This is a genomic window from Streptomyces sp. NBC_00286 (assembly GCF_036173125.1).
Classification (GTDB): Bacteria; Actinomycetota; Actinomycetes; order Streptomycetales; family Streptomycetaceae; genus Streptomyces.
Map to the genome: position 1 here is coordinate 198,385 of NZ_CP108054.1, position 21,606 is coordinate 219,990.

General features: G+C 70.9%; 18 protein-coding genes. 10 read left to right on the forward strand and 8 right to left on the reverse strand.

What is annotated here, in order from left to right; translation table 11 throughout:
* Positions 1-44 precede the first annotated feature (44 nt).
* Positions 45-1,658 carry an apolipoprotein N-acyltransferase gene (gene lnt / locus OHT21_RS01015; protein ID WP_328766187.1) on the reverse strand — a complete coding sequence of 538 codons (1,614 nt, stop codon included), beginning with the start codon at positions 1,656-1,658 and terminating at the stop codon, positions 45-47.
* A gap of 219 nt (positions 1,659-1,877) precedes the next feature.
* Here lnt and OHT21_RS01020 point away from each other — a divergent pair, with 219 nt between their 5' ends.
* On the forward strand, positions 1,878-2,942 hold the full coding sequence (locus OHT21_RS01020) for an O-antigen ligase family protein (protein WP_328766188.1): 1,065 nt from the start codon (positions 1,878-1,880) through the stop codon (positions 2,940-2,942).
* Positions 2,943-2,951: 9 nt separating this feature from the next.
* On the opposite strand, the gene OHT21_RS01025 is transcribed toward OHT21_RS01020, so the two are convergent.
* On the reverse strand, positions 2,952-3,515 hold the full coding sequence (locus tag OHT21_RS01025; protein ID WP_328766189.1) for a hypothetical protein: 564 nt from the start codon (positions 3,513-3,515) through the stop codon (positions 2,952-2,954).
* Positions 3,516-3,611: 96 nt separating this feature from the next.
* Positions 3,612-4,397 carry a glutamate racemase gene (locus tag OHT21_RS01030; RefSeq protein ID WP_328766191.1) on the reverse strand — a complete coding sequence of 262 codons (786 nt, stop codon included), beginning with the start codon at positions 4,395-4,397 and terminating at the stop codon, positions 3,612-3,614.
* A 58-nt stretch (positions 4,398-4,455) separates the two neighbouring features.
* Here OHT21_RS01030 and OHT21_RS01035 point away from each other — a divergent pair, with 58 nt between their 5' ends.
* A complete protein-coding gene (locus OHT21_RS01035; RefSeq protein ID WP_328766192.1) occupies positions 4,456-5,631 on the forward strand; it encodes a glycosyltransferase in 1,176 nt (391 codons plus the stop codon).
* A gap of 19 nt (positions 5,632-5,650) precedes the next feature.
* Here OHT21_RS01035 and OHT21_RS01040 read toward each other — a convergent pair whose 3' ends face one another.
* Positions 5,651-6,946, reverse strand: a complete 1,296-nt coding sequence (locus OHT21_RS01040) for a TerD family protein (RefSeq protein ID WP_328773927.1) — start codon at positions 6,944-6,946, stop codon at positions 5,651-5,653.
* A gap of 299 nt (positions 6,947-7,245) precedes the next feature.
* Here OHT21_RS01040 and OHT21_RS01045 point away from each other — a divergent pair, with 299 nt between their 5' ends.
* On the forward strand, positions 7,246-7,731 hold the full coding sequence (locus tag OHT21_RS01045) for a DUF6643 family protein (protein WP_328766193.1): 486 nt from the start codon (positions 7,246-7,248) through the stop codon (positions 7,729-7,731).
* 64 nt (positions 7,732-7,795) lie between these two features.
* Positions 7,796-8,620, forward strand: a complete 825-nt coding sequence (locus OHT21_RS01050) for an MOSC domain-containing protein (RefSeq protein ID WP_328766195.1) — start codon at positions 7,796-7,798, stop codon at positions 8,618-8,620.
* A 92-nt stretch (positions 8,621-8,712) separates the two neighbouring features.
* Here OHT21_RS01050 and OHT21_RS01055 read toward each other — a convergent pair whose 3' ends face one another.
* Positions 8,713-9,909: an RNA-guided endonuclease InsQ/TnpB family protein gene (locus OHT21_RS01055; protein WP_328766197.1), complete on the reverse strand. Its 1,197-nt coding sequence runs from the start codon at positions 9,907-9,909 to the stop codon at positions 8,713-8,715.
* 258 nt (positions 9,910-10,167) lie between these two features.
* Between OHT21_RS01055 and OHT21_RS01060 the strand changes: the two genes are divergently transcribed.
* Both OHT21_RS01060 and OHT21_RS01065 read left to right on the forward strand, forming a co-directional pair.
* Positions 10,168-10,773, forward strand: coding sequence for an Rv1733c family protein (locus tag OHT21_RS01060; protein ID WP_328766198.1), 606 nt, complete (start codon positions 10,168-10,170; stop codon positions 10,771-10,773).
* 180 nt (positions 10,774-10,953) lie between these two features.
* A complete protein-coding gene (locus OHT21_RS01065) occupies positions 10,954-13,398 on the forward strand; it encodes a right-handed parallel beta-helix repeat-containing protein (RefSeq protein ID WP_328766199.1) in 2,445 nt (814 codons plus the stop codon).
* Positions 13,399-13,754: 356 nt separating this feature from the next.
* Here the strand turns inward: OHT21_RS01065 and OHT21_RS01070 are convergent, their stop codons facing one another.
* Positions 13,755-16,259, reverse strand: coding sequence for a hypothetical protein (locus OHT21_RS01070; protein WP_328766200.1), 2,505 nt, complete (start codon positions 16,257-16,259; stop codon positions 13,755-13,757).
* A gap of 330 nt (positions 16,260-16,589) precedes the next feature.
* On the opposite strand from OHT21_RS01070, the gene OHT21_RS01075 reads away from it, so the two are divergent.
* Both OHT21_RS01075 and OHT21_RS01080 read left to right on the forward strand, forming a co-directional pair.
* Entirely contained in the window at positions 16,590-17,420 is an 831-nt protein-coding gene (locus OHT21_RS01075; RefSeq protein ID WP_328766201.1) for a DeoR/GlpR family DNA-binding transcription regulator, read from the forward strand.
* A gap of 97 nt (positions 17,421-17,517) precedes the next feature.
* Entirely contained in the window at positions 17,518-17,997 is a 480-nt protein-coding gene (locus tag OHT21_RS01080; protein ID WP_328766202.1) for an SRPBCC family protein, read from the forward strand.
* A gap of 33 nt (positions 17,998-18,030) precedes the next feature.
* Here the strand turns inward: OHT21_RS01080 and OHT21_RS01085 are convergent, their stop codons facing one another.
* On the reverse strand, positions 18,031-19,164 hold the full coding sequence (locus OHT21_RS01085; protein WP_328766203.1) for a PLP-dependent cysteine synthase family protein: 1,134 nt from the start codon (positions 19,162-19,164) through the stop codon (positions 18,031-18,033).
* Positions 19,165-19,487: 323 nt separating this feature from the next.
* Here OHT21_RS01085 and OHT21_RS01090 point away from each other — a divergent pair, with 323 nt between their 5' ends.
* A complete protein-coding gene (locus OHT21_RS01090) occupies positions 19,488-19,811 on the forward strand; it encodes a hypothetical protein (RefSeq protein WP_328766204.1) in 324 nt (107 codons plus the stop codon).
* 185 nt (positions 19,812-19,996) lie between these two features.
* Positions 19,997-20,494 carry an ATP-binding protein gene (locus OHT21_RS01095; RefSeq protein WP_328766205.1) on the forward strand — a complete coding sequence of 166 codons (498 nt, stop codon included), beginning with the start codon at positions 19,997-19,999 and terminating at the stop codon, positions 20,492-20,494.
* A 678-nt stretch (positions 20,495-21,172) separates the two neighbouring features.
* Here OHT21_RS01095 and OHT21_RS01100 read toward each other — a convergent pair.
* On the reverse strand, positions 21,173-21,457 hold the full coding sequence (locus OHT21_RS01100) for an SHOCT domain-containing protein (RefSeq protein ID WP_328766206.1): 285 nt from the start codon (positions 21,455-21,457) through the stop codon (positions 21,173-21,175).
* Between the last annotated feature and the right edge of the window lie 149 nt (positions 21,458-21,606).

The window sequence follows — 21,606 nt, forward strand, 5'->3', positions numbered from 1 at the left end:
CCGTCAGCTCCGGCGCTGACGAGGCGCGTACGACCGGCGTACGGCTACACGTCACCGGAGCGTCGACCGCGCACCCGCGCCGTCACCGCCCAGCCGAGTCCGCCGACCGCGACCAGCACGATCGCCAGCTCGGGAAGCTCGCCGAGACGCGTGGCCGGGGTCTCGGAGGACCGCAGTGGGACTTCCTGGACCAGCGAGTCCGCCACGAACATGCCCGTCTTCTGCGTGATCTTTCCGTCGGGCATGATCACGGCGCTGACGCCGCTGGTGACCGGGACCGTCACGGTCCGGCTGTGCTCGACGGCGCGGACCCGGGACATGGCGAGCTGCTGGTAGGTCATCTCGCTGCGGCCGAACGTGGCGTTGTTGCTCGGTACGGAGATCATCTGAGCGCCGTCGGTGACCGTGTCGCGCACGGCCCAGTCGAAGGCGGCCTCGTAGCAGGTCGCGAGTCCCACCTTGGTGCCCGCCATGGTGAACACGCCGGGCTCGCTGCCCCGGCTGAAGTTCTGGCGCACCATGGACGTCCAGTCCTCGTTGATGGCGCCGACGAGCGAGCGCAGCGGGAGGTATTCGCCGAAGGGCTGGACCTGCCGCTTGTCGTAGGTGTCGCCGGGGCCCTTGTCGGGGTCCCAGAGGATCTGCTCGTTGTAGAGCTTGCCGTCCTTCGCGACGACGCCGCCGACCGAGACGGGCGCACCGATCGCCTTGACGGCCGTCTCGATCACGTCGCGGGCGTCGGGGTTGCTGAACGGGTCGATGTCGGAGGAGTTCTCCGGCCACAGCACGAAGTCCGGCTGGGCGACCTTGCCCGCCTTGACCTGTGCGGCCAGACGCTCGGTCTGCCGGGCGTGGTGGTCGAGCACGGCGCGCCGCTGGGCGTTGAAGTCGAGGCCCGCGCGCGGGACGTTGCCCTGGATGACGGCGACGGTCGCGGTGCCGTCCTCCGCCGTGTCGCTCATCAGGGGCCGGGCGGCAAAAGTGCCCACTACGGGGAGTACGAAACTGAGCAGTGCCGCCGCGGCGGCTCCCCGTCGTACTACTTGAGTGCGTCGGAACTCGACGACCTGGCGGACGATCTCGTACAGCCCGAAGCCGCACAGGACGACCGCGAAACCGAGCACCGGAGTGCCGCCCACCGCGGCGAGCGGCAGGAAGATCCCGTCCGCCTGGCCGAAGGCGATCTTGCCCCAGGGGAAGCCGCCGAACGGCACGCGCGCGCGTGCCGCCTCGCCGGCGGTCCACAGGGCAGCCGCCCACAAGGGCCAGCCGGGCAGTTTCGACACCGCCGCGATGCCGGCGCCGACGAGCGCGACGAACACCGCCTCGATGAAGGCGAGGGCCAGCCAAGGCCCCGGGCCGACCTCCACACCCGTCCATACGAGCAGGGGCAGCAGGAAGCCGAGGCCGAAGAGGTAGCCGAGCCGGAGGCCCGTCTTCCAGGTGCGTCCGCGCAGGCACCAGCCGAAGGCTGCGAAGGCGGGCAGGGCGAGCCACCACAGGGTGCGCGGCGGGAAGCTGACGTAGAGGAGCACTCCGGAGAGCGCCGCGACGACGGCCGGACCGAACCGCTGGACCAGCCGTGCCCCGCGCGATGCGGGCCGGGCCTCGGGTCCGAGCTGTTCCGGCTGGTCTACGGATGTTGCGGTGGCGGTCACTCGGGGAGTGTACGGCGCGTGACCTGGTCGCCGACAGCGCGGTCCGTCCGCCTCTGGCCAGGCGGCTTCCACCCGACAGCTGCATCGTTTCTGCGCAAGTCGTCCACAAAGCGGCGCACCACCCGTTACCGTGTGCCGAAGCCCCTCACGTACGGCCGTATCCGGCCAGTCGGTCGGGGTCTGTCATGGGTCGGGGGTCGACGGGTGGGGTTCACGGGAATGGCGTCGGCCGAGCCGATGCCGGCGCTCGGCAGACGTGCCGTTTCGGACGTGGCGGGCGTGATCGTGCTCGGTGGCTGCGCGACCTGGTCCGTGATCACGGCGTCGGTGAGCGGTGGCCGGCCCGAGGGTGTGCTGCTCGCGGTGCTCGCCGTGGCCGCCGGCTATGCCTCGGGGCGGATGTGCGGTACGTACGTGCCGGTCGCCGCCCCTGCCGCGGGTGCGCTGGCCGGTCTTGGCCTTGCGATCACCGCCCCGAACACGGCGCCGGGGTCGCAGGTCATCTCGCCGCTCGGACAGACCGGCTCCACCGCGGCTCTGCTGACCCTGTCCGCGGGGGCCGCGTGTTGTGCGGCGTGGGCGGCGCGCTCGCCGGCACTGCGGCTCGGGCTGCGGCTGCTGGCCGCCGGGATCGGGGTGGCCTCGGCCTTCCTGGGTTCGACGGCGGGCTGTGTCGCCTGTGCGGGCGTACTGCTGTGCTCCCTGGCCGCCGACCACATGCGCCGCGGCCCGGGACTCGCGGGCCTCGCCCTCACCGCGGGCCTGGTGACCGGAGCGACCTGGGCCGTCGCCGAGAACGTGCTGCCGGACGGCCTGACCTCCGCCCTGGAGGGGCAACTCACCCAGCAGCGGGTCCAGCTGTGGCGCGATGCGCTCGACCTGGCTCACCAGGAGCCGGGGCTTGGGGTTGGACCGGGACGGTTCCCGGAGCTGAGCCCGACGATCACGCAGTCGCCGACGGCGGACGGCAAGCCGTACTCCGCGCCGTTTCAGCAGGCGGCCGAGCAGGGGCTCGTGGGCGTGGTGCTGCTCGCGGCGGTGTTCTGCTGGGTGCTGTACGCGCTGTGGCGCACGGCGCGCCGCACGCCGGTCGCACTCACCGCGGGCGCCGCGCTCACGGCGCTGGCGGCGATCGCCGCGGTCGGCAACGCGCTGAGCTTTCCCACGGTGACAGCGGGCGCGGGACTGCTCGCGGGGCTGGCCACGGCGCGCCCGCTGCCCCAGGATCGGGACAGCGCGGTGGACGCGGGCCGACGTACGCGCAGCGGCCGGCTGGGTCCCTGACCGGGCGCGTCAGTGCGCGGTGCCGCGGGTCGTGGAGGTCGTCGACGCGAGGCGGGCCCGGATGACCCGTACGGCTGCCTCCGCGTTGTCCACCGTGATCGTGAACGAATGGCCGTCGCCGAGCCGGAGCACGAGGCCCTCGCCGCGCCGGACGACTACGGCGGTTCCCTTCTCGGGCCGCCAGCGGTAGCCCCAGCCACCCCAGTGGCGCGGGGTCACCCGGGGCAGGAAGTCAGCGCCGGTGATGTGGGAGAGGGGGATCCGGCGGCGCGGCAGGCCCATGTGGCCGCAGCGCACTTCGAGGCACTCCTTGTCGACCTTCACGGCGACGTGGACGAACGCGAGCGTGCCGAAGAGGACCAGGAGTCCGCCTGCGATGCAGCCGACCACGGACATGAGGAGTGGCACGACGCCCGACGTCCAGGCCGAGTCGACGGCCAGCTCGATGCCCAGGGCCATGCAGCCGGCGCCGCCCAGGGCGAGCAGCCACTGCACACGGTTGGTCGCGCGGCCGTGCCACACGTCGGAGTGCGGGGCGTCGGCAGCGTCCTCTTCGCCGTGGGGGTGCCTCATGGCTTTGAGAGTACTCAGGTTCCGCAGCGCGGGCACCGCGTTGCGCACAGTTACTGGTCCGGGTGGACGTCAGGGGTCCGGTTCGCGGCGGGACGCTCAGCGGGCGGGGCTGACGGCCTGCAGCAGCCGGCCCTCGTCGTACGTCAGCGCGGCCGCAGGCAGGGCCGCTTCTCGTCCGTTGAGCAACACCGTGAGGGTGCCCTGTGCGGGCGCTTCCGGTGCGGGGTGTTCGCCGATGCGGCGCAGCGCCTGGGCGGCTACGGCGCCGGCCGAGCCGTGCAGGACGAGCGGGGCTTCCCCGGGTTGCTGCACGGCCGCGCGGATGCGCTCGGCGACCAGTTCGTAATGCGTGCAGCCCAGGACGACGGCCCTTACATCGTCCGGGGTGAGCTTCGCGGCGGCGGCGATCGCCCGGTCGACGGCGGCCTCGTCGGCCTCCTCCACCGCGTCGGCGAGTCCCGGGCACGGCACTTCGGTGACGGTCACTCCGGCGGCGAACTCCTGGATGAGACCGCGCTGGTAGGGGCTGCCGGTGGTGGCGGGCGTGGCCCAGATCGCGACGGGTCCGCCGCCGGCCGCGGCGGGCTTGATCGCGGGAACCGTGCCGATGACCGGCAGGGCCGGTTCGAGGCGGGCGCGCAGGGCGGGCAGGGCGTGCACGGAGGCGGTGTTGCAGGCGACGATCAGCGCGTCCGGCCGGTGGGCCGCGGCCGCCTCGGCGACGGCGAGGGCGCGCTCGGTCACGTCCTCGGGAGCACGCGGCCCCCAGGGCATGCTCTCGGGGGCGGAGGACAGAACGACATCGGCGTCGGGCCGCAGTCGACGTACCACGGCGGCTGCCGCGAGCAGTCCGATTCCGGAGTCCATGAGCGCGATCTTCACCCGGTCACCATAGACGATCCGCCTCAACAGGCCCCCGGCGTGGGGCAGACTGCGGCCCGTGAACGCCCTTGTGTGGACCGCCACCGGATCGCTGGCCGCCTGGCTGTGGCTGCTACTGGGACAGGGCTTCTTCTGGCGTACGGATCTACGGTTGCCGCCGTGCCAGGAGCCAGAGGACTGGCCTTCCGTCTGCGTCGTCGTACCGGCGCGGGACGAAGCCGCCGTACTCCCGGGCAGCCTGCCGTCGCTCCTCGCACAGGACTATCCAGGGCGGGCGGAGGTGTTCCTGGTCGACGACGGGAGTTCGGACGGCACCGGGGAGCTGGCCCGCGAGCTTGCCGAGCGGTACGGCGGGCTGCCGCTGACCGTCGGCTCGCCCGGAGAGCCGCCCGTGGGGTGGACGGGCAAGCTCTGGGCCGTACGGCACGGAATCGGTCTGGCACGCGCGCGTGCACCCGAATATCTGCTGCTGACGGACGCGGACATCGCCCACGCGCCGGACAGCCTGCGGGAGTTGGTGTCCACGGCCCGCACGGGAGGCTTCGATCTCGTCTCGCAGATGGCACGGCTGCGGGTCGAGAGCGTCTGGGAGCGGCTGGTGGTGCCCGCCTTCGTGTACTTCTTCGCTCAGCTGTATCCGTTCCGCTGGATCGCCGTGAGGGGGTCGCGGACGGCTGCCGCGGCAGGCGGCTGCGTCCTGTTGCGCGCGGACGCCGCCGAGCGGGCGCGCATTCCGGATGCCATCCGGCACGCGGTCATCGACGACGTGGCGCTCGCGAAGGCGGTCAAGGGCTCCGGGGGCCACATCTGGCTGGGGCTCGCGGAAAAGGTCGACAGCGTGCGCCCGTATCCGCGGCTGCATGACCTGTGGCGGATGGTGTCGCGAAGTGCGTACGCCCAACTGCGGCACAACCCACTGCTGCTGGTCGGCACGATCGTGGGCCTCGCGGTGGTGTACCTGGTGCCGCCCGTGGCGCTCTATGCGGGTCTGGCCGCGGGGAGTGCGGGTGCAGCGATGGCGGGCGGGCTCGCTTGGCTGCTGATGACAGCGACGTATCTGCCGATGCTCCGCTACTACCGGCAACCGCTCCCGCTCGCCCTGTTGTTGCCGGTCACCGCGTTTTTGTACCTCCTCATGACGGTGGATTCCGCGGTGCAGCACTACAGGGGGCGCGGAGCGGCCTGGAAAGGCCGCACCTACGCCCGTCCCGACGCGGCGCCCGAACAGCGGTGATTGATCACTCCCGGTCGGGTCACTTCCTGCCGGGGGTCCAGTTCATGCCCCACCCGTAGGCGTAGTCGACGGTGCGCTGCGGGCTCACGCCGCGCTCGGGAACCAGGAATCGGGCCTCGCGCTGGACGACGAGATCGCTGCCGGTGTTGGTGATGAGGGCCAGTGCGCACACCGTCGAGGGAACGGTGCACTCGCCGAGCGAGAAGTCGATGGGAGCGCCGTGCAGGGGCTGGAGGGTCACCGTGGCGTCCAGGTCGGCGAAGGACCGGGCTCCTTCGTAGATGGTGACGAAGATGAGAATGCGGCGGAAGTACTGCTGGTGGTCGAGGTTGATGCTCATGTTCTCGCCACTCGCCGAGGCACCGGTGCGGTCGTCGCCGTCGAGATGGATGAACGGCGGCTGGTGCAGCGCCCCGAAGGCGTTGCCCAGTGCCTGGACGACGCCCTTGCTGCCGTCGGAGAGCTCGTACAGGGCGCACAGGTCGAGGTCGAGGTCGGAGTGCATGGCGACGGCCTGGCCGAGCTTGCTGCGCCACCCCGAGAACTGCTTACGTACTTGCCAGTTGAGGTTCACACGCATGGCGCCGGAGGTGCCGCCCTGCTTGGTGAGCGAGACCGACGGGGCTTCCTTGGTCAGCGTGACCTTGGTCAGACGTACCGGGGCGGCGGGCTGGGCGGGCGGCGCGGCCGGTGGTGGCGTCGGCGGGGCGGCCGTGACCGGCGGGGCGACGGACGCGGGCGGCGGTGGCGTCGAGGGCATGGGCGTCGGCGTGGTGGGCGCGGGCGCCGCCTGCTGCGGTTCGTCCACGGTGATGCCGAAGTCCGTGGCCAGCCCCTCGAGTCCGCTGCTGTAGCCCTGCCCGACGGCACGGAACTTCCAGGCGCCCTGGCGGCGGTAGAACTCCCCGAGCACGAAGGCGGTCTCCACGGTCGCGCCCTCGCTGTCGAAGCGCGCGACCTCTGTGCCCTGTTGGGCATCGAGGACCCGGATGTACAGGCCGGGCACCTGCCCGAACGTGGCGCCGTCCGTGGAGGCGGCGAGCACCACGGTCTCGACCTCGGGCTCCACCCGCGCGAGGTCGACGACCAGTGTGTCGCTCACCTGGCCGCCGGCGTTCTGCTTGCCCTCGTGCCGCACGGATCCGGAGGCGTGCGCGGGCTGGTTGTAGAAGACGAAGTCCTGGTCCGACCGGACCTTTCCGGAGACCAGCAACAGCGCCGAGGCATCCGCGTCGGGGACGCCGGGGCCAGCACGCCACCCCAACTCGACGCGAAGTCCGGCCGTCGGCATCGGAACATTCGAACCTTTAGGCATTGACATGTCCGCCCCCATCGGGTGTCTCCGCGCCGGATCGCGCTTCAGTTCAGTACATGAAGTCGTTCTTCGCCAACCTATTCCAGCGAACGGCGATCGCCCATGACCTCGTTCGCCGGAAGGACGTGCGACTGGCCGGTAACCCTCCCGGAACTTGGCCTTTACCAGATCTCAACTTCAACCGCCGCCCCTTTTCTACAAGTTCGCTCACATTAGGGATGGCGCGTCACTGCCGACACGAAAAAGAACCCTCTTATCGGTCTCCCCAACCAGCACATCGTGGGCTTAACTTATGTGCCATGACCTCCCCCCGCTCCACCTATGGCGGCGGTTACTACTCCGCCTCCTTCCCGGACACTCCGATCTACGACTCGCTCGTCGCTGAGCGGGGTACCCCGCAGATCGCGCCGATCCGGGTCCCCGCGGCGTACGACACGGGCAACCACCTGCCCGCGCTTCCGTCGGCGCTGCCCGCCCTGCCGGCCGCCCCGTCACCGCAGGCGCCGTCGTACGGCTACCCGCAGGCCCAGCCGCTGCAACAGGCCGCCACGCCGTACATCCCGCAACAGCAGACAGCCGGTCCGCGTGGCTACCCGGGCCCTCAGGCCCAGCAGCCCCAGCAGCCCCAGCGTCCCGTACAACCACAGCGTCCGGTACAACCCCAGCGTCCCGTGGCGGGCGGTACGGGCTACGAGGCGATGCGCCCCGCGGCTCCCCGTCCGGCTCCGGCGCCGTATCAGGACCCGTACAACGGTCAGCAGCAGCAATACCGCGGCGGCTACTGAGGTCTCGCTCCCTCAGCCGGCCACCTCCGAGGAGGTTGTCAGTGCCGGCTGACAAGATGACCTCATGTCGATGTCGGTGCTGCACTCGATCCACGTCTACCCGCTCAAGGCGGCCAAAGGCCATGCCGCGCGCGAGGCCGTCGTGGAGCCCTGGGGCCTGGTGGGCGACCGGCGTTGGGTGCTGATCGACGAGACGGGCAAGGTCATCACCCAGCGCGCGCATACGCGCATGGCGCTTGCCGCCGCCGAGCCACAGCCCGGCGGCGGTGTTCTGCTGTCCGGACCCGGCCGTGAACCGCTCGCTGTTCCCGTGCCCGAGCCGATCGGCACGACGACGGTCGAGATGCCGCGCGACAAGGTGGAGGGGGTTCCAGCCGACGCCGCGGCGCACGCCTGGTGCAGCGACTATCTCGGCATCGACGTGCGTCTCGTGCATCTCGACGAGCCGGCCACCCGACGTCCCCTCGATCCGGAGTACGCGCGTCCGGGCGAAACCGTCAGCTTCGCCGACGCCTATCCCCTGCTGCTCACCACCGTCGCCTCCCTCGACGCCCTCAACTGCCTGATAGCGCGCGGCGACCGGCCCGACGAGGGCCCCCTCCCCATGAACCGCTTCCGGCCGAACGTGGTGGTCGAGGGCACCGACGCCTGGTCCGAGGACGGCTGGTCGAGGATCGCCATCGGTGAGGCGGTCTTCCGCGTGGCCAAGCCGTGTGCGCGCTGTGTCGTGACCACCACCGACCAGGACACCGCCGAGCGCGGCGGGGAACCGCTGCGCACGCTCGGCCGCCACCGACGCATCGGCGGCAAGCTGCTCTTCGGGCAGAACCTCGTGCCGGAGTCCGTCGGCACCGTGCGCGTGGGAGACCCGGTCAGATTCCTCGAATAGACCCTCGCGTGGGGAACCACGGCGCCGGGCACGCCCGTTGAGGTCTTGTGAGAAGTTCTTGACTTCCTCCCCCGCGTGAACGAGGGGGATTCCTACGGCTCGCGCCGTGGGGTTTTCTGCTTCACCGCCGACTGCCCGCCCGGAGTTCTCCGTTGAGGTCTTACACCGGCTCCACAGACAGACACCGCCAGCCCGGCGGCCAGAAGGTTCTCAGCGGCGTTCACGTCCCGGTCATGGGCCGTGCCGCAACTGCCGCACGTCCAGGAACGGACATGCAGCGGCATCGCCTCAGAAAGGCTGCCGCAGGCGGAGCACAGCTTGGAGGAAGGAAAGAAGCGGTCCACCGCGATTACTTCCCGCCCGTACCAGTCGGCCTTGTACTCCAGCATGCTCCGGAACTGGGACCACGCGGCATCACTGATGGCGCGGGCCAGGCTCCGGTTTTTGACCATGTTGCGTACGGTCAGGTCCTCGATCACAAGCGTTTGGTTCTCACGCACGAGTCGAGTGGTCAGCTTGTGCAGCACATCCCGCCTGCGGTCGGCGATCCGGGCATGGATCTTGGCGACCTTCTGGCGGGCCTTTTGCCGGTTGGCACCCTCGCCCTTGGCCTTGCGGGACAGCTCCCGCTGGGCCTTCGCCAGTCGCTCGCGGTCGCGGCGCTCATGCCGCGGGTTGGCGATCTTCTCCCCCGTGGAGAGGGTCAGCAGGTGGTTAAGCCCGACGTCGATACCCACTGCCGCGTCGACCGCCGCGAGCGGCTTGACCCGCGGGTCCTCGCACAGCAGGGAGACGAACCAGCGTCCGGCGCTGTCCCGGCTCACCGTCACCGTGCTCGGCGTCGCCCCCTCGGGCAGGGGACGCGACCAGACGATGTCCAGCGGGTCGGCCATCTTGGCCAGTGTCAGCTGGCCGTCGCGGAACCGGAAGGCGGAGGAGGTGTACTCCGCGCTCGCCCGGGAGGTCTTCTTCGCCTTGAAGCGCGGGTACTTGGCGCGTTTGGCGAAGAAGTTCGCGAAGGCGGCCTGCAGGTGCCGCAAGGCCTGCTGCAGCGGCACGGAGGAGACCTCGTTGAGGTAGGCGAGTTCCTCTGTCTTCTTCCACGCGGTCAGCAGGGCCGAGGTCTGGTTGTAGTTGACCCGTTCCTGCCGCGCCCAGGCCTCGGTACGGGCCGCGAGGGCCATGTTGTAGACCTTGCGCACGCATCCGAAGGTGCGCGACAGCTCGGCTGCCTGCGCATCGGTCGGATAGAAACGGTACTTGAAGGCCCGCTTCACGCCAGTGGCCATGACTCACCAACTATCACATCAACTTGTGACCCCTGCTTGGTAGTTGGCGATGGACGCCGAACCGCCCAGGAGGCGAATCGGCTTTCCCTGCCCTGCTCCGCAGGAGTCCGCTTCCTCCCCCGCCTGAAGGCGGGGGTATCCACAGAGGAATCCGGATGAATGGCCGGTGCTGGGGTGATTTCGCTCTCTCTTCCCCGGCCACGTGCGTGGACGGCTCCGCCGGCGGGTTATGACGGATGGGGAAGGGGGTGCGGGACATTGCGGACCATCAGGGGACTCTGGCGCTGGCGGCACAATCCGCTGTGCCGTAGGACCGACCTCGTCGAGGCCTGGCTGGCACTGGCGACGCTGCTGCTCATCCTGGTCGCCGCCCCCGTGGCCGGCGCGTGGGTCGGCTCAGTCGCCCAGGACGCCCTGCAGGAGTCCGTACGGCAACAGCGGCTGGACCGCCACCTGGTGGACGCGACCGTCGTGAAGAAGGCGGATAGCCGCCCGTTCGACCCCGACCCCGAGACGTCCTCGGCACGCGACTCCCACAACCGAGTGGTCGCCGACTGGAAGGGCCCGGACGGCTCGGAGCGGCACGGCACGGTGACGGCCGCCCTCAAGTCCCCGCAGCCGGGCGACCGGTTCAAGCTGTGGACCGACGAACAGGGCCGAACAATCGGCCGCCCCCTGGACACCGCCACCGCGACGACGCACGCCGTGCTCGCCGGGTTCGGCACGGCAGCCGCCTGCGCCGGATTCCTCGAGGGTTCCCGGAGGCTGGTCGTGTGGCGCATGATGCGGCGCCGGTACGCCCGCCTGGACCGGGCATGGTCGCAGGCCGGACCGGACTGGGGCAGGACCGGCACGGGCAGTTGACAGCCTTCCGCTCCGGTCAACTCCCCCTGTCCGCGCACGCTACGGTGGACCGGCCGAACTGTTCGGCACGTCGTGAGAGGCTGTTTCCGAACCCCCGTGAGCTGACCGGTCGGGGGCGAGGGGGAGCGACGAGGAGCCTCTCAGGACCCGCGTACGACGAGGTGGGGGCACAGCAGCGCCATGGCACAGGGCACGGTCCAGGTGACGCACACCGGCACGTCTCGGTGGCGACGCCGCACGGGTGAGTACGCATCGCTCGCCGCCGCCCTGGAGGCCGCGGGCGACGGTGATGTGCTCACCGTCGCGCCCGGTACGTACAGGGAAAACCTCGTCGTCCGGCGGACGGTGACCCTGCGGGGCCCGGAGGGCTCCCCCGGTTCCGTACGCATCGCGCCCGTTGACGGTGTGCCGCTCACGGTGCGCGCGTCCGCGGTAGTCCAGGACCTGCTCGTGGAGGGCCAGGACGCGGCGGCGCCCGCGCTGCTCGTCGAGGAGGGCGCTCCGGAGCTCACGGACATCCGGATCGTCACGCGTTCCGCCGCCGGGATCGAGGTGCGCGGCGGTGCGCGTCCGACCGTGCGGCGCTGCACGGTCGACAATCCGGCGGGTGTCGGTATCGCCGTACTGGACGGCGGGGGCGGGGTGTTCGAGGACTGCGAGGTCGTGGCCGCAGGCCAGTCGGGCATCGCCGTGCGCGGCGCCGCCCATCCACGCCTTGAGCGCTGCCGGGTGCATCACGCGTCGGGCGCGGGCCTGTCGGCGACCGGTGAGCATTCCGCGCTGGAGGCTGTGGGCTGCGAGGTGTATGAGGTCAAGGGCAGCGGCGTCCAGGTCACCGCGCGGGCGACGGCGCATCTCACCGACTGCGTCGTGCACCGGACCACGGCGGACGGTGTCACGCTCGACACGGACGCCGTGCTCACGCTCGCCGACTGCCGGATCCACGACATCCCGGAGAACGCGGTCGATCTGCGTTCCCGCTCGGTCCTGACGATGACCCGTTCCACGGTGCGGCAGTTCGGGCGCAACGGCCTTTCGGTGTGGGATCCCGGCACACGGGTGGACGCCGACCAGTGCGAGATCCATGACAGTACGGGCGACTATCCCGCGGTCTGGGTGAGCGACGGCGCGACCGTGGTGCTCGACTCGTGCCGGGTGCACGACGTGCCGGACGCCCTCTTCGTGCTCGACCGCGGCTCGCGCGCCGATGTCGTCGACAGCGATCTGTGGCAGGTGCGCAACACGGCGGTGTCGGTGAGCGACGGAGCCACCGCACAGCTCGACGACTGCCGTATCCGGGACGCCGCGACCGGCGCCTGGTTCCGCGATCACGGCAGCGGCGGCACGCTCTCGGGGTGCACCATCGACGGTGCGCAGACGGGTGTGATCGTGACCAAGGGCGCCGACCCCACCGTCGAGCGCTGCACGGTCGACTCGCCCGCGGAGGCCGGTTTCTACGTCTCGGCCGGCGGCCGCGGCACGTTCCACGGCTGCCGCGTCACGGGCAGCGGAGGCTACGGCTTCCATGTGATCGACGGCTGCCGTACGACGCTCAGGAAGTGCCGTACGGAGCGCTGCGCGCGCGGGGGTTACGAGTTCGCCGACGCCGGCGGCGACCAAGGATCCGGCAACGGACCCGTCGTCGAGGAGTGCACGAGCGACGAGAGCGCCGGGGTACGGCCTCCGCCAGCTCAGACGGCCGTGGAGACGACGAGCCAGTCCCCCGGTCTGCTGGGCGCCATCCCAGGTCAGCGCACGACCGAGCAGGAGCCGCTGGTCACCGCGCAGCCGCCCGGGCAGCCCGAGCAGCCCGCACGCACGTCGAAGGCCGTGCTCGGTGAACTCGACGCGCTGGTCGGCCTCGACAGCGTCAAGCGCGAGGTGCGGGCCCTCACCGACATGATCGAGGTGGGCCGCCGCCGTCAGCAGGCGGGCCTCAAGGCGGCCTCCGTGCGGCGCCATCTGGTCTTCACCGGCTCCCCCGGCACGGGCAAGACGACCGTCGCCCGGCTGTACGGCGAGATCCTGGCCTCGCTCGGTGTCCTGGAGAAGGGCCATCTCGTCGAGGTGTCCCGGGTCGATCTGGTCGGCGAGCACATCGGCTCCACGGCCATCCGTACGCAGGAGGCCTTCGACAAGGCGCGCGGAGGCGTGCTGTTCATCGACGAGGCGTACGCGCTGTCGCCGGAGGACTCGGGACGCGACTTCGGGCGCGAGGCCATCGACACCCTTGTGAAGCTGATGGAGGACCACCGGGAGGCGGTGGTAGTGATCGTCGCGGGGTACACGGCCGAGATGGAGCGCTTCCTTCGCGTCAACCCCGGGGTGGCGTCCCGTTTCTCACGGACCATCACATTCAGCGACTACGTTCCCGAGGAGCTGCTGCGGATCGTGGAACAGCAGGCTGAGGAGCACGAGTACCGGTTGGCGCCGGGCGCGGGCGAAGCGCTGCTGAAGTACTTCACGGCGATCCCGAAGGGGCCCGCGTTCGGCAACGGCCGCACCGCGCGGCAGACGTTCGAGGCGATGGTGGAGCGGCACGCGGGGCGGGTCGCCCAGCTCGCCGAGACGAGCACGGACGACCTCACCCTGCTTTACGCCGAGGACCTGCCCGAGTTGCCCTGAGGCGCACCGTCCGCTCCTGGATCGGACTGAGCCTCACTGTCCGCGCCCCGACCGGGCTGCAGTTCGTCTTCAGCGCCCGGACCGGGCTACGGCTCGCCGTCCGCACCCGGCCCGGACTGAGGCTCACTGGCCGCGCCCCGACCGGGCTGCAGTTCGTCTTCAGCGCCCGGACCGGGCTACGGCTCGCCGTCCGCACCCGGCCCGGACTGAGGCTCACTGGCCGCGCCCCGACCGGGCTGCAGTTCGTCTTCAGCGCCCGGACCGGGCTACGGCTCGCCGTCCGCACCCGGCCCGGACTGAGGCTCACTGGCCGCGCCCCGACCGGGCTGCAGTTCGTCTTCAGCGCCCGGACCGGGCTACGGCTCGCCGTCCGCACCCGGGCCGGACTGAGGCTCACTGGCCGCGCCCGGACCGGGCTGAGGCGCAACGTCCGCACCCGAAGCGGGTGACTGCCCGCCTTGTGGGCGCGGACCGGACTGCGGCTCGCCGTCAGGTGGCGTGTCCGGATCAGGCTCACTAGGTCCTGGGGACCCGCCTTCCGGGCGCGGGCCCGGCACATCCGGCCTGAGTCGTGTGAGCAGTCGCTGCCGTTCCTCGGCGAATGCGGGGTCGGCCTGGTAGTCGGAGTGGCCGAGGATCGGTGCGGGCAGCGGGTGTTCGGCGGTGCGGCCGTATGCGAGGGGGTCCTTGAGTGGCTCGCGGTCGACTTTCGGGCCGCAGTCGCCGGGGAGCCGGACGGGGCCGCCGATGGGGTCGGTGGCCCGGTGGAGGTTGCGCCAGCAGTCGATCTCGCGGTGCAGGCCGCTGAGCGCGTCGGGACCGAAGTGGGCCGGGAACCAGCGCCCGTAGAGCCGCTCCAGGGGTGAGCCGTAGGTCAGCAGCGCGACGCGCTTGCGGACCGACGGGGTGAGCTGCCAGGCCGCGGCGGCGGCGAGAACGCTGCCCTGGGAGTGCCCGGAGATGACGAGCCGTCCGCCCGTGGTGCGTGTCCAGGTGGCCATGCGCCAGGTCAGGTCGGGCACGGCGCGCTCGGCGTAGCAGGGGGGCGCGAAGGGATGTGCCGCGCGCGGCCAGAACGTACCGACGTCCCACAAGATGCCGATGGTGCGCCGTGCGGAGGGATCTTTGTAGGCGCGGCGGCCCCAGGTGACGAACAGTATGAAGCCGACGCCGATCAGCCAGGAGCCGAGCGCCTGCGCGGTCTCGGCTGCGCCCTCCACGAAGGGGTGCGTGTCCTGCGCCGCCTTGCCCGGCACTTCGTCGGACGCTATGGCGCCCACCAGGGCCACGATGCCCAGCAGGAGCGTCACCACGGAGGTGATGCCGATGATGCGGGGAGCCCGGTCGGTGAGCGAGGCCATTGCGCGGGTGCGTGCGATGCGCCGGGTGCGCTCGGTGTCCTTGGGTTCGGCGGGGTAGTCCTGTTCCACCTCGCTCATCGCGGCGCGGCGCAGTTGCACCGTGCGCCGGGCCAGCCAGGCGAAGAGCAGCAGGAGGACGACGAGGAGGGGCGGGATGACGGACGCCTGCCAGGTCAGGAACACCGGCGGGCCCTTGATCGAGCCGCCGGTGCCGTCCAGCCAGTCGGCGACGCGCTGGGCCACGCCGCCGGAGAACACGCCGCCGAGCGCGCAGGCCAGCATGGCGACGGCGGGACCGGCCAGTCCGCGCATCGCGGTGCGGGCGTCGGGGTGGGAGCGGTAGAGGAGGTGGGCGACCACGCCGATCGCGATCACGAGGAGGCCCTGGACGAGGACGATGCCGCCGAAGGTCGCGTCGCCCGGCAGCCGGTGGACCGAGCGCCACTCCGGACGCGACCAGCCCGCGTAGACGACGGTGAGGGCGAGCAGGACCAGCGAGCCGATGGGCAGCCAGCGCACCAGGGCCTCGTCGAGTTGCCGGTCCAGACGGCGCTCGCTGCGGCCCCTGCGGCACACGACCCACACCACGACGAGCGCGCCCACCACGAGCGCCCCGTTCAGGAGCCAGCCCAGCACTTCCAGGACGACCGGCCCGCCGTCTCCGCGGTCGTGGCGGGCGGCGGAGGTGCCGACGCCGGCGGTGACCGTCAGCAGGCCCGCGGCAGTGTGGGCGGCGCGCAGCCGGGCCACCAGGCGGCGCCCGTACCAGAAGCCGGGGCGGCCCAGGCCCAGGCGGCTGGTGTCCTCGTCCAGGTCGGCCCCGTCGGTCATCGGCTGCTGGGACTCGTACGCACTCCAGGTGCGGTGGGAGAGGTACCACAACAGGCCGGTGAGGGCGGCCGGCACCAGGGCGGCCAGGGCGAGGCGGCGGCCCGGCTGACTCCACCAGCCGTCATCGGACTCGACGGGCGCCATGAAGCCCAGCCAGGAGTGGTCCGCCGCGCATGCGCGCGAGCCCGCGCACTGCCAGGCGGCCAGGTCCAGGGCCACCTCGCAGGCGGCGGCGACCAGCAGCACCGTGAGGGTCAGGCTCACCAGCCGGACGAGCAGGCCGTAGAGGCGTACTGTCCTGGTCCGGTTGTCGCTCACCGTGGGCCGCATCCAGTGGGCGAGATTGACCACCATGAACGGCAGGAGCAGCAGCCACAGGGCGCGGGCGCCGTTGCCGGAGGTGAGGTTGCACCATACGTACGCCTCGGGAACCGGCTTGCCGCGGTAGTCGTCGGGCCGCTGCTCCGCGTCGGCGTCGTCGATACGGCGGAAGACGGCGGCCGTCTCGTCGCCGGTGATCCGCACGGTGCGCGGATCGTTCAGCATCTCCTCGGGCGTGGTGCCGCCCACGCCGTGGACCAGGAGTTCAAGTGCGGTGTCGGCCGTTTCGGGCCGCCGCTCGGAGCTGGTCGCCTGCCCCGCCGAGGCACGTTCCTGTGAACGCTCCACTGTCCCTGCTTCCCCCGTACTGCCTGGTGACATGTGTCATGCGCAGGTACAAGAATCCCGGCTACGCGGCCGGTGCGCACCCCTGGTCACCGAATCTCCCCGATCCGTGTGACGGTGACGGCCCCGCGTTGCCCGCGTGACGTGTGCGCATGAGCACAGGCAGTGGCGCAAGGGGTGGGCACCCGTGCGAGTATGGGACGCCCTTGGGGTCCCGGACGGGAAGAATCTCCTCGTCGGAGGGGGTCGGAGGGGGTCGGAGGGGTCGAAGACGGGTCGGAGGGGGTTCGAGACAGTGTCGGGCGAATACGAGGCGAAGGGACCGGAGCGGACGTGAGCGAGAATCAGAACCTCCTCGCGGAGCAGCGCCGCGCTCTGATCCTCGACGAGGTCCGGCGGCGCGGCGGCGTCCGCGTCAACGAGCTCACCAGAAAGCTCGGCGTCTCCGATATGACGGTCCGCCGCGATCTGGACGCGCTGTCCCGGCAGGGCGTGGTGGAAAAGGTGCACGGCGGCGCGGTCCCGATCGTCGAGGCCAGCACCCATGAGCCGGGCTTCGAAGCCAAGTCGGGACTGGAGCTGACCGCCAAGGAGGACATCGCGCGGGCCGCCGCGAGCCTGGTCGCGCCGGGCACGGCGATCGCGCTGTCCGGCGGCACGACGACGTACGCGCTCGCCCATCAGCTCCTCGATGTGCCGGACCTGACCGTGGTGACCAACTCGGTGCGCGTGGCCGATGTCTTCCATGCCGCGCAGCGCACTTCCGGGCAGCGGCAGGGTGCGGCCACGGTCGTACTGACGGGTGGTGTGCGTACGCCTTCGGACTCGCTCGTGGGACCGGTCGCCGACCAGGCGATCGGGGCGCTGCACTTCGATGTGCTGTTCCTCGGGGTGCACGGCATCTCGGTCGAGGCGGGCCTGTCGACGCCGAACCTGGCGGAGGCCGAGACGAACCGGCGGCTCGTGCAGTCCGCGCGGCGCGTCGTCGTGGTCGCGGACCACACCAAGTGGGGCACGGTGGGGCTGAGTTCGTTCGCCGCGCTGGAGCAGGTCGACACGCTGGTCACGGACGCCGGGCTGCCCGCCGAGGCACGCGCGGAGGTCTCCGAGCATTTGCGGCGTCTGGTGGTGGCGGGCGAGCCCGAGGAGGATACAGACATCTGACGGGCCGCCAGTTATCGTGACCGTACGCCCGTGTTCCACCGCTTCACCTCGGGTCTGACGCTGTCCGGATTCCGTTCCCGCGAGGGGGTTTTCGTACGTGGCTCGCCAACTGCGCCCGGTTGGGCTCGACTTCCTCCAGGCCGCTCCAGTGCGTCTGGTGTTCGCGAGAGCGGTGAGCGCTCCCCCGGAGGCGGTCTTCCGTGCGCTGGCCGAGGACGTGGCGGGCTGGCCGGAGTGGTTCTCGGCGGTGACGCTGGCCCGGCCGACCGAGGACGGCAAGGGGCGGCAGATCCGGCTCAAGGGCGGTACGCGCTTCCAGGAGACGGTGCTCGCGGCCGAGCCCGCCGAGGTGTACGCGTATCGCGTGGACGAGACGAACGCCCCCGGGGTCCGTGCCCTCGTCGAGGAGTGGCGGCTGACCCCGCACGGGACGGGTACGCGCGTGCAGTGGACCTTTGCCGCCGACGGAACCGCGGCGTTCCGCTTCGCCCTGAAGCTTGGGCGACCGGGGCTGGGGCGCGCGTTCCGGGACGCGGTGACGAAGCTGGACCGGCGGCTCGCCTCAGCACGGACGTAAGGAGGTGCACGCGCGCGTGCGCCCCAAGTACACCTAGTCCGGCCACACCCCCGTAGCCAGCAGTGACTCGATCGCCTTCGCGTACGGGGCGATGTCCAGCCCTTGTGCGCCCAGCCATTCGTCCGAGTAGTACTTGTCCAGGTAGCGGTCTCCAGGGTCGCACAGCAGCGTGACGACGCTTCCCGTGCGGCCCGCGGCCACCATCTCGGCGACGATCTTCAGGGCGCCCCACAGGCCGGTGCCGGTCGAGCCGCCCGCCTTGCGGCCGATCGACTGTTCCAGTGCGCGTACGGCGGCCACGCTCGCCGCGTCCGGGACCTTCATCATCCGGTCGACGGCGCCCGGTACGAAGCTCGGCTCCATGCGCGGCCGGCCGATGCCCTCGATGCGTGAACCGCAGTCGGTGGTGACGTCCGCGTTGCCCGTCGTCCAGCCCTCGAAGAAGCAGGAGTTCTCGGGATCGGCCACGCAGATGCGGGTGTCGTACTGCATGTAGTGCACATAGCGGGCGATGGTCGCCGACGTGCCGCCGGTGCCGGCCGTGGCGACGATCCACGCGGGCTCGGGGTAGCGCTCCAACTGCAGCTGGCGGTAGATCGATTCGGCGATGTTGTTGTTGCCGCGCCAGTCCGTGGCCCGTTCCGCGTAGGTGAACTGGTCCATGTAGTGGCCGCCGGTCTCGGCCGCCAGGGCGGCGGACTCCTCGTACATCTTGCGTGGGTCGTCCACGAAGTGGCACCGCCCGCCGTGGAATTCGATCAGTCGGCACTTCTCGGCGCTGGTCGTGCGGGGCATGACCGCGATAAAGGGGACTCCGATCAGCTTCGCGAAGTACGCCTCCGAGACTGCCGTCGAGCCGCTGGACGCCTCGATGACGGGTCGGCCGCGCCGGATCCAGCCGTTGCACAGGCCGTACAGGAACAGCGAGCGGGCCAGGCGGTGCTTGAGGCTGCCCGTGATGTGGGTGGACTCGTCCTTGAGGTAGAGGTCGATGCCCCACGCCTCTGGCAGTGGGAAGCGCAACAGATGGGTGTCGGCGGAGCGGTTGGCGTCGGCCTGGACCTTGCGTACGGCTTCCTTGAGCCAGTGCCGGTACTCCGTGTCGCTGTGGTCGACGTCGAGTGTGGCCATCGGCTCATGGGTGCGGGCCTGCTCTGGGGTTGTCACGGCCGGGCTCCTTATGGATGGGCCGACACCGGTTCGGCGGGTCGGACGCATCGATCATAGACAGCTTCCGCACGCTTCTCACCTGCATAAACATACCTTTGGGCACCTCAAAGGAACCACTGGCACTCAACGATGGGGGGCGCATCCGCGCGAGTGCGCCGGACCGTGCGCCCGACGTTCGCGTGGGCCCTGGTGCTCGACGCGCGGGACGTGCAGACTGCACCGCAGGGGACGGCGAACCCGACACGAGACGGCGATCCCGAGCGCCACGCACACTGGACCAGGACGGAGCACAGCCGTAGCGCATAAGGGGGCGGGGCATCATGGCGGAGCCGGAGTTCACAGCCACGGGCGTACGGATCGGGAAGAGGCTGCGTTCGCTCACCCGGGCCGGACAGGTCCGGATCAGCGACGGCAGGCTGGAGTTGCTGACCAGCTACGGCAGCGAGATCGACAGCGCACCCGTGCGGGCGGTCCGCGCCTCGAAGCCGTGGTTCGCCCATGACGACCGCGCACTTGCGGAAGTCAACGGCACCCGCTATACGCTCACTCTGGGTGAGCACGACCCTGCTCCGGGGGAGGCCGGACCGCCCGCCGCCCGCCGGTTCATCGAGGCGGTGCGCAAGGCGGCGGGGCGCGGCCGCTGAGGGTGCCACGAGTTGCAGGACCCCATGCCCTGAGTCACGCTGATCCCACGTCACTCTGGGTTCACCGGTGATTACGCTGTGAACCAGCGCGCACCGGTCACAAACAGCAGGCGGCCGTTGTACGCAGGCACCCTGCTGGATCCGTACTCGTCTTCTTCCGGACCTCAATTCGGGGAGTCGCAGCCGTGATCAGTCAGCCAAGCAGGCACTGCACGGTGGAGCTCCAAGCCCTGCCGTCGCGGATCGGCCAGGTCCGCAGGATCGTCTCGGCGCAACTGCGCTACTGGCATCTCGACGCCTTGATAGACCGGGCCGCGCTGGGGGTGACCGAGTTGCTGACCAACGTTCACCGGCATGCGGAGCCCGACAAGCTGTGCACCGTGGAGATCGAGCTGCTGCTCGACCGGCTCACGGTGTCGGTGCGGGACCGCGATCCGCGGCTTCCCGAAGTGCGGGACGCCTCGCCCTCCGCCACTTGCGGTCGTGGCCTTGCGATGGTCGCCGCGATGAGTGAGAGCTGGGGGGTGCGGCCGGACGGCGAGTCCGGCAAGGTCGTGTGGTTCACGCTTGCGGCGCCGGCGCCTGCGGTGACGCTGCCGCCGTGTCCGCCGTATGGGGCGGTTACGGAGACGGCGGTTACGGAGACGGCGGTGCACGGCGCTCCGCTGGGGGCGGTTGGTTAGGGGTTCGTTGTCGACTGACGGTCCGTTGTGGCTGGTCGCGCCCACGCGGCGGAGCCGCAAATTGACACCGCCCCGCGGGGTGCCTCCGGCGGTTGGGCGGGTGGGTTCGTTGTCGGCTGACGGTCCGTTGTGGCTGGTCGCGCAGTTCCCCGCGCCCCTTAGGTGCGTGGTGAGTGCGGGGCCGCGGGCCGGTGCGTCAGCCCGTCGCCAACAGGGCATACGACCCCTTGCTGACACAGGGCGCAGGTCTGCCCAGACCGAAGCTAAGCGACGGGCATACGACGCACCGGCCCACGTCCCCTCCCACCGGAGGGAAGCTGCGGGTAGTAGGGGGTCCGGGCTTTCCCGCGCGGGCGGATACGGGGCGCGGGCCCCTTCCGGGGTGCGGGCTTTTTCGGTTCGCTGGCTCTTCGGGGGTGCGGGCACTCGCAGGTTTCTCAGGGGCGCGGGGAACTGCGCGACCAGCCACGAAGCACCCGCAGCCGCGACACGACTGTCACCTCCCCACCCCGGTAGGCACCCCACCCACCCGCCGGAGGCAGCGGGGCCTGGGGCGCAGCCCTCAGTTTCGGGAAGGGGTGTCCAGGGCACGCACGCTGGTGTCGCCGCTGCCGTACACCTTGACGGCGTCGGCGACGCGGGCGGCGGTGTGCGTGGTGGTCGTCGTTGTGGTCGTGGTCATGCTGTGCCGCCCTTGCCGGTGCGGCCGAACTGCTCGTCCAGGACGGACAGTCGGCGCCAGTACTCGTCCTCGTCGATCTCGCCGGAGGCGAAGCGGTGGCCGAGCACGGTGATGGGTGAGTTGTCGGCTACGGCTTCGGTCCGCCAGGGGCCGCGGCGTCCGCGCCACACTGTGCGGCGCAGGAGCGCGATGCCGCCGCCGATGACCAGTGCCCAGATCACCGGGAAGAACAGGATCCACGGGCCGGGCCCGCCGTCGCCGAAGTGCGCCAGGGTCTGCATGGTCGGTCAACTCCTCGGAAGCGATGTGCTGTGCGATGTCGTTGTGTGTCGCTTCCGAGAGTCGTCCCTGAGGGGGTCCCAGGTCGTCGTACGGCCAGCGGCAGTGCGCGTACCTCTGCGGGAGTACGCGGGTGGCTCGCTGCTGCTTC